Below are 12,050 nucleotides of genomic sequence, written 5' to 3' on the forward strand. Positions count from 1 at the left end.
TACCTTCTAAGGTAACCTTTAAAGGTCATAAACCATTGCTATTTCTTCACATACTGGGAAATATTTGCATCTAATACAATCAGCCCAGATTTTATGTTCGGGAATCTTCTCTTTTTCAATTTCATAAAACCCTAAACTCTCAAAAAAACCTTTTTGATAAGTTAAAGATAAAATCTGTTGTAATCCCAGTTTTCTACCCTCTTTGATACAGGCTTCTACAAGTTTTTTACCGAGTTTCAGCCCTCTATACTCTTTTGATATAATAAGACTTCTAACCTCTGATAGTCTGATTGAATGAATATGAAGTGCAGTAAAACCTGCTATTTTACCATCTACTTCAACAACAGTATAAGATCTTATAGTATTTGCCATTTCATCTTCTGTTCTAAGAAGAATAATACCTTTGTCAACCTCTTCTTGAACAAGCTCTTGCATAGCCTTTATATGTGTTACATCAGGCTTAAAAAATTTAATTTCCAAAAAGATATCCTGTAATCGCACTTTGTAATTGATCAACACCTCTTTTTTTGAGGTTTGAAATAAATATACCCTTAGGGTACTCTCTTTTTAACTTTTGCAAATCATTCTGCTTTAATTTATCAATTTTCGTAAAAGCATGAATAATGATTTGATCTCCTCTTTTAATTGATTCTAAAAATTCATCAACGTTTTTATCTATATCCAAAGTCGGATGCCTTGCATCAATTAAATGAACAAAAATCTGCAAAGAGGGTCTTTGCTCTAAATATCCCGTTAAATTCTTATTCCACTCTTTTTTTAAACTTTTTGAAACCTTTGCATAACCGAAACCGGGAAGATCTACAAATCTTGCATACATATAAGGTAACTCTTCGTTTTGAGTTTTAAACTTTATATCAAAATAGTTTATCAACTGGGTTTTCCCGGGAGTTGATGAAGATTTTGCCAAACCTTTTCTATTTGTTAAAGTATTTAACAAAGAAGATTTTCCTACATTACTTCTTCCCAAAAAAGCAACTTCGGCTTTATCTGGACTAGGAGAGTCTATAATACTTTGGGCAGAAGTTAAAAAATTTGCTTCAACTATTTTCATTCTTTTTTAGATCCGCTTTCTATATTAATAATAAATCTAACAGGTTTATCCTCTTTACCCACAACTCTGGCATTTCCACTTAATTGGTTGATAAATATTTTTTCACCCATTAATTCTCTTTGTTCAACTTCTTCTTTTATATATCCATTACCAATAACAGTATACTCTTGTTTTTTTGGATTATAGATTACTTTATCGCCTTTTCCTTTATAGATTTTTCCGTTAGAGTGAATTTCAAAATCTACTTTTCCCGTTGCAACATATTTAAGAGGCTCTTTAGCTTTACCCTTGCTCTTAGGAGGCATAAATATCTCCAACTTCTGCGAATTTAATTTATCCAAACTTTTTCGTAACTTTACATTACCCGTAAATACGGTTAAACCTGTTGCATCATTTGTCTCAAAATGACTTGAATCTATTATCAGTTTTTCTGTTGCGGCAAAAAGCATTGAAGTTAGTGCTAAAATAGCAAATAAAAATTTCATATTATTATTTTCCTTTTTTTTCTATTTCTATTTCAAAATGAGTATTTAAAGCCTTCATATAATACTTATTCAAATCTAAGTAAATATGTTCACCTTTTAAAGAGTTATCAAAATATGTTCCGTCAAAAGGCAGAGTATTTGTGGCAATTTTTGTTTTGGCATTATACAATAATTCATCAGTATTTAAAGATAAATAATCATTTCTTGTAAATTTCACATCATTTAAAAATTTAAAATCATCTCCTCTTTTTATTATCAAATCGGCTAAAAGATTATCTGCAATCTCTTTATTGTTTTTATCCATGCTTTTTGACATTAAAGAGCCGTCATACATAACATCTCTATCTTCATATCTAATAGCTTTTTTGGCAAAAATTATTCTATTCATACTTTCAGTATCCAAAGTATACATAGTAGAATCAACAAAAATCAATAAAGGACTATCTTTATCTTTTTTATCGTTTGGATTCTCCTCTAAAGGAATAAAATAACTTCCCACAGATAAAACAAATAATAAAAAAACGAAAACTCTTATAACCATGATTTAATAAATTCCTCTTCCAAACCGTCTTCTTTTATAATATACTCTATCATTTCCCGTACTGCACCTTTGCCGCCGGGATTTTTACATACGATATTTACAATCTCTTTTATATATTTTGAACCGGAAGCGGGACAAAAAGACAATCCTGCTTTTTTCAACATCTTATAATCATTTAAATCATCACCTATTACGGCAACTTGATTCCAAGAGATATTCTCTTTTTTTAAAATATTTTCAAGAACATGATCTTTATTATCAACGCCTTGAAAAAGAAAATTGATTTTCAACTCTTTTGCTCTTCTTTCAACAATTAAAGAGTTTCTTCCTGTAATAATTGCCGCTTTTTTACCAAGCTTTTTAGTCCAAGTAGCAACTGCCAAACCGTCTGCTACATCAAAAGTTTTAAGCTCATCACCGTTGCTTGTGTATGTTATCCCGCCGTTGGTTAAGGTACCGTCAACATCAAGAACAATAAGTTCAATCATAATACACCTTTTGTACTAGGAACTCCAAGTTTTTCATTTATAACCATAGCTCTTCTTAATGCTACTGCAAAAGCTTTAAAACTAGCTTCTAATATATGGTGTTTATTTCTTCCTCTTTCATTTATAATATGCGCCGTAAGTCCTGAATTCATAACCAAAGCATGAAAAAATTCTTCGGCTAGTTCAACATCAAACTCCCCTACTTTTCCGCTGATATTTACTTCATACACTAAAAATGGTCTATTTGACAAATCCAAAGCACAGGTAGTTGCAGCTTCATCCATCACAACGGTTGCATTTCCGTATCTTTCGACATTTTTTATAGGAAAGATTTCATCTTTTAACGCTTTTCCCAAAACTATTCCGCAATCTTCCACACTATGATGAGCATCTATATGAAGATCTCCTTTACAGGTTAATTCAATATCAACTCCACTGTGTTTTGACAAAGCCTCCAACATATGATCGAAAAACCCTACTCCAGTATCAATTTTCGAATTACCTGAACCTTTAATATCTACTTTACAACTAATATCGGTCTCTTTTGTTTTTCTATTTAATTCAGTCATCAATTTTCCTATTCGGCAATAATCATTGCACTACTTAAGCCGTTTGACTCTTTAAAGTCTGTAGCCTCTTCTTGAGATCTAAAACCTGCAACCCATACACGGTTAATAGGTTCATCTAAATAAATACCCTCTTTTATTACGACATTATATCTATCTTCAAGTATCATTTCAAATTTTCTTTTAGTAATTTTTGCACCCTCTAATCTTCTAAAGGCTCCCACTTGAACATAATACTTACCGACTGTTGCCGTTTCAGCTTTTTCTTGTTTTGTTTTTGCAATTTTTGCATGGAAACCAAGAACCGTAACTTTAACATTTGCAGTTCCTCTTCCTACCATATTTACTTCATGGGCTGCTTTATTTGATAAATCTATAATTCTTCCCGATACGAAAGGTCCTCTATCGTTTATTCTAACAATAGTTGATTTTCCGTTATCCAGGTTATCAACTCTAACCATCGTATTCATAGGTAGAGTCTTATGTGCGGCAGTCATACCGTACATATTATAAATTTCGCCGTTTGAAGTTCTTTTTGCATGAAAATTAGGTCCGTACCAAGAAGCAATTCCTCTTTGCACATCACCAACTTTTGCCAAAGTCGGATAATACCATTTGCCTGCAATTTGATAGGGTCGCATAGTTGCTCTATACATAGCTTTTGAATTTTTTATTTTTTGCTGGGGAATATCTTTATATGTTTTACTGCCCCAGAAGCCGTTTGAAGAACCGCTCCAAGTTGATTTTTGAGAACATCCGGTGAAAAAAATCAAAGAAGAGATAAAAAGAGTCGTAGTACTTAATCTATATTTATCTAATAACAATACTATCTCCTATTTTTAAAAGCGTTGTTTTTAACTTATTATCTCTCATAAGTTTTTTTACGTCTACTTTATATTTCTTTGCAATAGAGTATAAAGAATCTCCGTTTTTAACTATATAATTTTTAGTTCTTTTTCTATCATCAAAAAGTGTAAAATTTATTTTTCCTATCATATCATTGGGAATAGGCAGTTCTATTTTTTGTCTTAATGCCAATCTTGTAGTTTTTAGATGGTTATACTCTTTTATTAACTTCAAAGGAACTTTATATTTTCTTGAAATACCGTACAGAGTATCTCCGCTTTTAACCACGTGAATTGCAAATTTTGTATCTTTTATCGAAGCACTGTTTTTATTAAACAATGTAAGTTTATCATATGGAATATTTATCGTATAATATTTTTTTGTAGGTGGAATTATCGACTGTTTTATATGTTTGTTAAGATTTAATAAATCATCATAAGACATATCTATTGCTTTTGCTATATTTTTAAGATGTAATCCACCTTTTACGGGAACTGTTGCTATAGTTTTTGAGATTCCCATATTAAGAAGATGAGAGTTTTCATCAATTTTGATAAAATTTTGTGAATTTAACATCCCGAACGATATGATTTTTCTTATATATCTTCTGCTTTCTTGAGGAAGATATTGTCTTCCTACTTTGGGTTGAACTCTTAATAAATACTCTAATTCAGGTCTTATTCCCAATTTTTGAACTTCTTTATATACTGCTCTTAAATTTTTAAATCTAGTTCTTCTTTTTTGATAATCATAAATAACTTTTCTATACTCTTTAATTTTTTTATCTGATTTTAGTTTAGGATTTTTTTGAATATATAAATCCAAGCTTGCTCTTGTTAAAGCTTCAACAACTCTACCTTCACCGCAGTTATATGCAATTGCAGCTAAATACCATTTTCCGAATCTTTTATGAAGAGCTTTTAAATATTTTGTTGCGGCAACTGTTGATTTAACCAAATCCATTCTTTCATCAACATAGATATTACTGTTTAATCCGTATCTTTTTCCTGTTTCATACATAAATTGCCAAAGTCCTGTTGCTTTTGCATTAGATCTTGCATCTATCGTGAAATAAGATTCAGCCATTGCCATATAAATAAATGAAGTTGGAATTCCCTCTTCTCTTAATATCTCTTTTATTCGAGGAAGAAAGATTGATGCCTCTTCAAACTTTTTAATATAATGTTCCATACTAGCTTGATTTTGTAACTTTTCATAAATCTCTTGTAGTTTGTAATCTGTAATAAAAGAGGGATTTATATCTAAATCTTCTAAAATATGAACATCTCTTTGCGTAAAATTAGCACCTGTAAGTGTTGCATGTAAATAAGCAGAAAAAATCAAAAATGAAAATAAAAATTTTTTCAAATTATATCCTATTCTTTAAAATAGGAAATATTTTATCTAAATAATTTTAGAAAACTGCTTAAATAGGGTTTTTGCATTATTTGTAGTAAGGTTTTCAACCTCTTCTCTACTCATATTTAAAAGTTCAGATATTTTATCTGCAACTAAATTAGTATAATAAGGTTCATTTCTTGTTCCCCTATAAGGATGAGGAGTTAAATAAGGAGCATCTGTTTCAATTATTAGTTTCTCTTTGGGAATTTTAGGCAGTATTTCAACTAATTTTTTTGCATTTTTAAAAGTTAATACTCCGCCTATTCCAAAATAGAAGTTATGTTCCCATAAGGGTAGGAGATGTTCACTTGCATTAAAACAGTGAAGAACACCGCCTACTTCTTTTGCATTACTGTTTATTAAAATTTCTCTTGAATCGTTTGAAGCCTCTCTTATATGAACAATTAAAGGTTTGTTAACTTTTTTAGCAAACTCTATTTGTGCTTCAAAAACCTCTTTTTGTTTTTTTACTACTGCTTCTTTTTCTTCTTTGTCTTCAGGAAGTCTGAAATAGTCTAATCCACATTCACCCACGGCTATGCACTTAGGATGATTTATATACTCTTGCATAACTTTTTCATCATATTTTTCTATATCGTAAGGGTGGATTCCTACAGCAAAAAATATTTCGTCATATTTTTCCGCTAGTTTTATAGCTTGGGGAAGATCTTTAAAATCCGCTCCGGGGATTAAAAAACCTTTGACTTTGTTTTCAAGGGCATGTTTTATAACATTGTCAATATCATCGTAATATTGTTCGTTGTCCAAATGGCAGTGAGTATCTATAATTATGATAAAAACCTTTTTTCGATTAGATTTAACAGCTCATTTATATCTGCTAGGTCAGCAGATTTTATCCAAGCATCTATTCCAAAGTTTTTGAAAGCATCATAATCGCTGTCATCTTCGATAATAGCAATTGTTGCAAATTTTTCAGAACAAGCATCATGCTTATTTTCTTCAAAATCAAATATTGAGTTAATATCCAAAATTGCTACATCTGCACCTGATGTTTCTCCACTTTGAAAGTGTTCTACCGTATGCTTTGAATCAATTAATGAATTATCCACATTACAAAAAGTTACTATCTTCATTATTCTCTCCTGACTTATTTAACAAATTCTATCTAAAAAAAATTAATAACAGATTTAAACTATCATTAATTATAAAATATATCTTGCCGTATCTACATTATCTACAATCTCTTCAAGTTTCTCTTCAACAAGTTCTTTTGAGATAATAACTTTTTCTCCGGCTTTTTCATCTGCTTCAAAAGAGATATCTTCAATAACTTTTTCAATAACGGTATGCAATCTTCTTGCACCGATATCTTCGGTTTTTTCATTTGCGCTAACGGAATATTTTGCAAAAGCTCTTATGGCATCGTCAGTAAACTCTAAATCTACATCTTCAACTTTTAATAGAGCTTGATATTGTCTTAAAAGTGAGTTTTTCGTATTTGTCAAGATTTTATATAATGCCTCTTCATCCAAATTTTCCAACTCAACTCTTAAAGGAAATCTTCCTTGAAGTTCAGGAAGCAGATCAGAAGGTTTTGATACATGAAAAGCACCTGCTGCAATAAATAAAACATGATCTGTTTTTACTTGACCGAATTTTGTATGAACAGTACTTCCTTCAACTATAGGAAGTAAATCTCTTTGTACACCCTCTTTACTCGGATCTTGATTTTGGGTTTTTGAACCTGTTGCAATTTTATCAATTTCATCAAGAAAAATAATACCGCCGTTTTCAGCTCTTTTAATAGCTTCAATTTTAATAGCCTCTTTATCAAGAAGTTTATCGCTTGCAACCTCTTTTAAAAGAATTTTTGCATCTTTGATTTTTACCTCTTTTTTGATTTTCTCTTTATTTAGACCGCCTAACATTTTATTTAGACTCTCTTGCATAGAGGTCATATCCATAGGAATTGAAGAGTCTATAATCTCTACATGGGTTTTTTTAGGAATTTCAATCTCTATTTTTCTCTCATCAAGCTCACCTGATACTAATTTCTCTTCCATTTTATTATATGTTTTAATAAAAGATTCTCTGGCACTTTCACTTGCAGTTTCAGGAAGAGGAGGAACAAGTTTTTCAATAATCTGTCTGTTTATCTCTTCATCTATTTTATCTTTTATCTTCTCTTCAAACTCTCTTGTTACTAAAGTTATTGATTCATAAACTAAATCTCTAATCATAGACTCAACATCTCTACCTACAAAACCTACTTCCGTATATTTTGATGCTTCAACTTTAATAAACGGCAAGCCCATCATTTTTGCAAGTCTTCTTGCAATCTCTGTTTTTCCGACTCCCGTACTACCTATCATCAAAATATTTTTAGGCATAATCTCTTCTCTAAGTTCAGGTTCTACATTCATTCTTCTGTATCTGTTTCTCAAAGCAAGAGCGATTGTTTTTTTTGCATTATCTTGACCGATAATATAATCATCTAAATAGTTTACAATTTGCTTTGGTGTTAATTCCATTATTTATTAATCCTCTATTTCTAATATTTTAATATTATGATTTGTATAAATACAAAGATCTCCTGCAATCATAAGAGACTCTTTTACTAAATCAATCGGTTTTAAATCTGAATGTTTTGCTAAAGCACGCGCAGCTGAGATAGCAAAATTACCTCCGCTTCCTATTGCAGCTATACTTCCGTCTTCGGGTTCAACTACATCTCCGTTTCCAGAAAGAATAAAAATATGCTTTTTATTTAAAACAATCATCATAGCTTCAAGTCTTCTTAGAACTTTATCTTTTCTCCACTCTTTGGAAAAAGCAATTACGGCTTTTAACAAATCACCTTTACAAGACTCCAAATGCCCTTCAAACATATCAAATAGATTAAAAGCATCTGCCGTACTTCCCGCAAATCCAGCCAAAATCTGATCTTTGTACAACTTTCTTATTTTTGTAGCATTACCTTTTAAAACAGCATTTCCGAAAGTTACTTGACCGTCTCCTCCTATTACTGCTTGTTCTTGTCCTTTGTATGCAAGTATCGTAGTTGCTTCAAACATCTATTCTTCTCCAATAATATCTACTTTTAAAACGGCATGAACAGAGTGCCCAAGCTTACAATCCACTTCAAAAATTCCTGTTGATTTTATTTTATCTCTTAAAGTAATAGCTTTTCTATCAAGTTCTATATCAAATTGTTCTTTTAAAGCTTCACTAATCTCTTTATTTGTAACAGAACCTATTAAGTTTCCGTTTGCACCTATTTTATGTTTTATTGTAAGTTTTGTTGAATCTATTTTTTGAGCTACTTCTTCAGCTATTGCAACCTCTTTTGCTTCTTGCTCTGCTTTTAATCTTTGTTCTTCTTTATAATTATCTAGTACCTCTTGTGTTGCATGAAGAGCAAAACCTTTTGCAATTAAAAAATTTTTACCGTAACCGTCTTTTACCTCTTTTACCTCTCCAGCTTTACCTGTACCTTTTACATCTTTAATTAATAATACTTTCATAACATCTCCAATTTTTAAAAGTTGAATATTTTACTATAAACTATTTGAAGCAAGTATTAAGGTCAAAATTTAGAACTTGCTTAAAAAAACTCTTTTGTTTCTATAATCAAACAGAAAATTAACAATGTAATTTTACAATTATATAACTTGGTCGCTTTAGATAATTTTCCATCTAAATTAACTTAAGTCAGTCTCCTCCTACTAATTTTCTGATAAGAGTTGATTTTCCTAAACTTAAAATTTAAAGTGACCACTTATAAAAAGAAAATTAAAAAAAGAGTTTCTTAGAAGACTTAGCTTTTAGTGAATATTTATTTTATACCCGTTAGTTCTGTTTGAGATAATTATATCTTCACCTATTAATTGTCTTATTTTATGTATATGAAATCTGATTGAACCGTTTTTGTTTTTACTATTGGCAGGATAAACTCCGTTTTCAAGATTTTCCGAAGATACGAAAAAGCCTCTAAATTTTAAAAGATAATCTATTATTCTAAGAGGTTTTTCTCCTAAAGAGATTTCACTTTTATTTTTTAGAACTCTTTTTTTGAAAATATCATACTCTATGTTTCTACATAAGCAGATTGAATCTGAATGAATTTTAAACTGTCTTCTTATTAAAGCTTTAATTCTAAAAAGTGTTTCATCAGAATCTATATTTTTAAGAATAGATTCATCACAACCGTAAAAAAGTGAAAGTTTCATAAGATTGGGTTTTGAAGCTATTACCATCTTCATCGTAATATCTTGATAATCATTTAAAAGTTTTATTAACTTAAATCTTTGGGGTGTTTTTTCATTAATCTCAATAATATACAAATCATAATGATTGTTGTAAATGGATTCTAAAAAGTCATTACTGTTTTCACAAATATCTAAATAAAAACCATCACTTTTAAGAACTTCAACAAAGTCAGAGATAGAACCGAGACCATTCTCCAAAACTAAGATTCTTAATGCTTTCAAAAGATTCTCCATTTGTACACATATCTGAATTTAATTATATAACTTATTTATTAATTATTTGTTAGTTTAAAACAAAAATTAATTAATTTTGATTAATTTACTCTAATATAAATTATCCCCAAATTTGAAGAGGCGGAGTATTTGCAACTGCTTTTAGGATATTTGCTCTTGAAACTATTCCTAAAAGATTATCTTCTTGGTCAACAATAGGAATTGCCGTTAAACTAAAATCAACCATAACTTTTGCAACTCTTCTTATATCTGTTATCGGATCTGCTGTGATAACTTCACCTAAATCAAAACTTGCAAGAGTTCTTTTAACAGTCGAAGAAGAGAAATCTATATCATCCATTACGGCATTTAATATATTTTTTTGATTAACCATAGCAACAATTTTTTTTTCATCTTCATTATTAAGAACGGGGATTTGTCTAATCTGCTTATCTTCCATCAAGTCATAAGCTTCTTGTAAAGTGCTGTTTTGAGTTAAAACAACTACTTCTTTGGTCATCAAATCTTGAACATGATAAATCTCTTGGGTAGTATCAAGATTTGCAACACGTTTATAAATTTGTGTTGCATCTTCTAAAGAAGCCTCTTCATAAATTCTTTTTTTTCTTTTTGATGAATGATTTTTGGGTAAACCTTCTTTTACATCATTTCTTGATCTTGCAATAGAATCAACATTTGGAAGTGAGTAAAGATTATCAACGGTACTTCTAAAACTCAAACCGTTGTTATTATATATTGCAAACATTGTTACCCTTTTTTATTTCGGTTTCAACTGGCTATATCTAAAGTATTCGGCAAATTGTGTCTTATATTTCTTTTTTTAACGTAATTATTTAATCCTATGTGATTATTATACCCTAAAAGTTTTGCTATTTTTCTAACTGACAAACCTACGGCTAACAACTCTTCGATTTTATCTCTTTGTTTATCAAATTTTGATTTTTGAATTGTACCTTTTGGTTTTCCCAGACTTTCGCCTTTTAATTTTTTTGCAGTTAATGCCTCTTTTGTTCTTAAACTCATTAAATCTTTTTCTAAATGAACAGTCATAGAAATCACACCTAAAATCATTTGGGTTAACATATCTTTGTCATCTATTAAATCCAAATTCTGTTTTATTACGATAATTCTGATTTTATTTGAAAGAAGAAATTTAACTATCTCTAAAATCGTCTCTATAGTTCTACCGAAAACATTTAAATCATAAACCAAAAGAGTTGATGAGATTTCACAGCTTTTTAAAAACTCCAACATGTTTTTTTCTTCATCAGGAGTATCTATAACAATTTCAATCTCTTTGTAAACTGAAATATTGTTATTTTGCTCATAATCTTTCAAACCCTTTCTTTGGGTTTTGGTATAGACTTCATTGTTGTTATTGACTCTTACAAAACTGAAAATTTTAGACATCTTTAATCCTTTAACAATTTTATTAATTTTAATTTTAAAAATATACATAATGTATATTTTAAGATCTTTTTTTATTATACAATATGATATACCATTTTATCTTATTTTTTTCTTAAAATCTATGCTCCTTTATAATCTTTTTATCAACTTTTTTTAGCTTTTGAAAATAAAGGCTTTTTTAGCTAATATTTATCTCTTAATAAAACTACTAAAGGTTTTGAAAGTGAAATTAGTTGTAGCAATAACAGGCGCAAGCGGGGCAAGATTAGCAGTTAAATTTATTCAAAATTTGCCCAAAAGTGTTGAAGCTTTTATCGTAATATCAAGAAGTGCCGAAAAATCCCTGAAACTTGAAGACGGAATTGATTTAAAAGAAGTTTTAAAAGATTCCGGCAGATTTCATTTTTTTAAAGAGAATGAGATTGAAGCCCCCATATCTTCAGGCTCTTTCAAAACAGATAAAATGATTATTCTCCCTTGTTCTATGAATACATTGGCAAAATGTGCAGTTGGAATTTCAGATAATTTAATTACAAGAGCATTTACAGTTATGTTTAAAGAAAAAAGAGAGATAATTTTAGCTCCAAGAGAGATGCCTTTTTCAGCAATAGCTTTAGAGAATATGCACAAGCTTTCACAGTTGGGAGTTATTATAGCACCCCCTGTTTTAGCCTATTATTCAAAGCAAAACTCTTTGGAGTTAATGGAAGATTTTATGATTGGAAAATGGTTTGATTTATTAAAAATCGAACATAACTTATATGAAAGATGGAAATAA

General features: G+C 29.9%; 17 protein-coding genes. 1 reads left to right on the plus strand and 16 read right to left on the minus strand.

Annotated elements, in window-relative coordinates:
• Positions 1–18 precede the first annotated feature (18 nt).
• From AANAER_RS08785 to AANAER_RS08860, 16 genes are all read right to left on the minus strand, one after another.
• Positions 19–480, minus strand: coding sequence for an N-acetyltransferase (locus tag AANAER_RS08785; RefSeq protein WP_129080918.1), 462 nt, complete (start codon positions 478–480; stop codon positions 19–21).
• Entirely contained in the window at positions 470–1,072 is a 603-nt protein-coding gene (gene yihA, locus AANAER_RS08790; protein ID WP_044418444.1) for a ribosome biogenesis GTP-binding protein YihA/YsxC, read from the minus strand. The genes AANAER_RS08785 and yihA overlap by 11 nt, the downstream gene beginning before the upstream one ends.
• Positions 1,069–1,557: an LptA/OstA family protein gene (locus tag AANAER_RS08795; protein ID WP_044418859.1), complete on the minus strand. Its 489-nt coding sequence runs from the start codon at positions 1,555–1,557 to the stop codon at positions 1,069–1,071. The genes yihA and AANAER_RS08795 overlap by 4 nt, the downstream gene beginning before the upstream one ends.
• Positions 1,558–1,561: 4 nt before the next feature.
• Positions 1,562–2,098, minus strand: coding sequence for a hypothetical protein (locus AANAER_RS08800; protein WP_129080919.1), 537 nt, complete (start codon positions 2,096–2,098; stop codon positions 1,562–1,564).
• Positions 2,089–2,586, minus strand: coding sequence for a KdsC family phosphatase (locus AANAER_RS08805; protein ID WP_129080920.1), 498 nt, complete (start codon positions 2,584–2,586; stop codon positions 2,089–2,091). The genes AANAER_RS08800 and AANAER_RS08805 overlap by 10 nt, the downstream gene beginning before the upstream one ends.
• Positions 2,583–3,155 carry an imidazoleglycerol-phosphate dehydratase HisB gene (hisB, locus tag AANAER_RS08810; protein WP_044418441.1) on the minus strand — a complete coding sequence of 191 codons (573 nt, stop codon included), beginning with the start codon at positions 3,153–3,155 and terminating at the stop codon, positions 2,583–2,585. Before hisB ends, AANAER_RS08805 begins: the two co-directional genes overlap by 4 nt.
• Positions 3,156–3,163: 8 nt before the next feature.
• Complete coding sequence (locus tag AANAER_RS08815) at positions 3,164–3,976, minus strand: septal ring lytic transglycosylase RlpA family protein (RefSeq protein ID WP_228711107.1); 813 nt, start codon at positions 3,974–3,976, stop codon at positions 3,164–3,166.
• Entirely contained in the window at positions 3,963–5,366 is a 1,404-nt protein-coding gene (locus tag AANAER_RS08820) for a lytic transglycosylase domain-containing protein (protein ID WP_129080921.1), read from the minus strand. Before AANAER_RS08820 ends, AANAER_RS08815 begins: the two co-directional genes overlap by 14 nt.
• A 36-nt stretch (positions 5,367–5,402) precedes the next feature.
• Entirely contained in the window at positions 5,403–6,191 is a 789-nt protein-coding gene (locus AANAER_RS08825; RefSeq protein ID WP_129080922.1) for a TatD family hydrolase, read from the minus strand.
• Positions 6,188–6,493 carry a hypothetical protein gene (locus AANAER_RS08830; RefSeq protein ID WP_044418435.1) on the minus strand — a complete coding sequence of 102 codons (306 nt, stop codon included), beginning with the start codon at positions 6,491–6,493 and terminating at the stop codon, positions 6,188–6,190. The genes AANAER_RS08825 and AANAER_RS08830 overlap by 4 nt, the downstream gene beginning before the upstream one ends.
• Positions 6,494–6,562: 69 nt before the next feature.
• Positions 6,563–7,891, minus strand: coding sequence for an HslU--HslV peptidase ATPase subunit (gene hslU / locus AANAER_RS08835; RefSeq protein ID WP_129080923.1), 1,329 nt, complete (start codon positions 7,889–7,891; stop codon positions 6,563–6,565).
• A 6-nt stretch (positions 7,892–7,897) separates the two neighbouring features.
• Complete coding sequence (hslV, locus tag AANAER_RS08840) at positions 7,898–8,434, minus strand: ATP-dependent protease subunit HslV (RefSeq protein ID WP_044418432.1); 537 nt, start codon at positions 8,432–8,434, stop codon at positions 7,898–7,900.
• On the minus strand, positions 8,435–8,884 hold the full coding sequence (gene rplI, locus AANAER_RS08845; protein WP_129080924.1) for a 50S ribosomal protein L9: 450 nt from the start codon (positions 8,882–8,884) through the stop codon (positions 8,435–8,437).
• 300 nt (positions 8,885–9,184) lie between these two features.
• The gene (locus tag AANAER_RS08850; RefSeq protein ID WP_129080925.1) at positions 9,185–9,850 is read right to left on the minus strand and encodes a winged helix-turn-helix domain-containing protein; all 666 of its coding nucleotides are present in this window, start codon (positions 9,848–9,850) and stop codon (positions 9,185–9,187) included.
• Between the two features lie 112 nt (positions 9,851–9,962).
• On the minus strand, positions 9,963–10,607 hold the full coding sequence (locus tag AANAER_RS08855) for a CBS domain-containing protein (protein ID WP_129080926.1): 645 nt from the start codon (positions 10,605–10,607) through the stop codon (positions 9,963–9,965).
• A gap of 23 nt (positions 10,608–10,630) precedes the next feature.
• Positions 10,631–11,272 carry a recombinase family protein gene (locus AANAER_RS08860; RefSeq protein ID WP_129080927.1) on the minus strand — a complete coding sequence of 214 codons (642 nt, stop codon included), beginning with the start codon at positions 11,270–11,272 and terminating at the stop codon, positions 10,631–10,633.
• A gap of 223 nt (positions 11,273–11,495) precedes the next feature.
• On the opposite strand from AANAER_RS08860, the gene AANAER_RS08865 reads away from it, so the two are divergent.
• Positions 11,496–12,050 carry a UbiX family flavin prenyltransferase gene (locus tag AANAER_RS08865; protein ID WP_129080928.1) on the plus strand — a complete coding sequence of 185 codons (555 nt, stop codon included), beginning with the start codon at positions 11,496–11,498 and terminating at the stop codon, positions 12,048–12,050.

The sequence above is a fragment of the Halarcobacter anaerophilus genome (assembly GCF_006459125.1).
In the GTDB taxonomy this organism is placed as follows: Bacteria; Campylobacterota; Campylobacteria; order Campylobacterales; family Arcobacteraceae; genus Halarcobacter; species Halarcobacter anaerophilus.

Excerpts from the sequence above, each read along its gene's own strand:
- hisB (WP_044418441.1), bottom strand. The coding sequence starts at position 3,155 with ATGACTGAATTAAATAGAAAAACAAAAGAGACCGATATTAGTTGTAAA.
- hslV (WP_044418432.1), bottom strand. The coding sequence starts at position 8,434 with ATGTTTGAAGCAACTACGATACTTGCATACAAAGGACAAGAACAAGCA.
- AANAER_RS08800 (WP_129080919.1), bottom strand. The coding sequence starts at position 2,098 with ATGGTTATAAGAGTTTTCGTTTTTTTATTATTTGTTTTATCTGTGGGA.
- yihA (WP_044418444.1), bottom strand. The coding sequence starts at position 1,072 with ATGAAAATAGTTGAAGCAAATTTTTTAACTTCTGCCCAAAGTATTATA.
- rplI (WP_129080924.1), bottom strand. The coding sequence starts at position 8,884 with ATGAAAGTATTATTAATTAAAGATGTAAAAGGTACAGGTAAAGCTGGA.
- AANAER_RS08795 (WP_044418859.1), bottom strand. The coding sequence starts at position 1,557 with ATGAAATTTTTATTTGCTATTTTAGCACTAACTTCAATGCTTTTTGCC.
- hslU (WP_129080923.1), bottom strand. The coding sequence starts at position 7,891 with ATGGAATTAACACCAAAGCAAATTGTAAACTATTTAGATGATTATATT.
- AANAER_RS08860 (WP_129080927.1), bottom strand. The coding sequence starts at position 11,272 with ATGTCTAAAATTTTCAGTTTTGTAAGAGTCAATAACAACAATGAAGTC.
- AANAER_RS08830 (WP_044418435.1), bottom strand. The coding sequence starts at position 6,493 with ATGAAGATAGTAACTTTTTGTAATGTGGATAATTCATTAATTGATTCA.
- AANAER_RS08805 (WP_129080920.1), bottom strand. The coding sequence starts at position 2,586 with ATGATTGAACTTATTGTTCTTGATGTTGACGGTACCTTAACCAACGGC.
- AANAER_RS08855 (WP_129080926.1), bottom strand. The coding sequence starts at position 10,607 with ATGTTTGCAATATATAATAACAACGGTTTGAGTTTTAGAAGTACCGTT.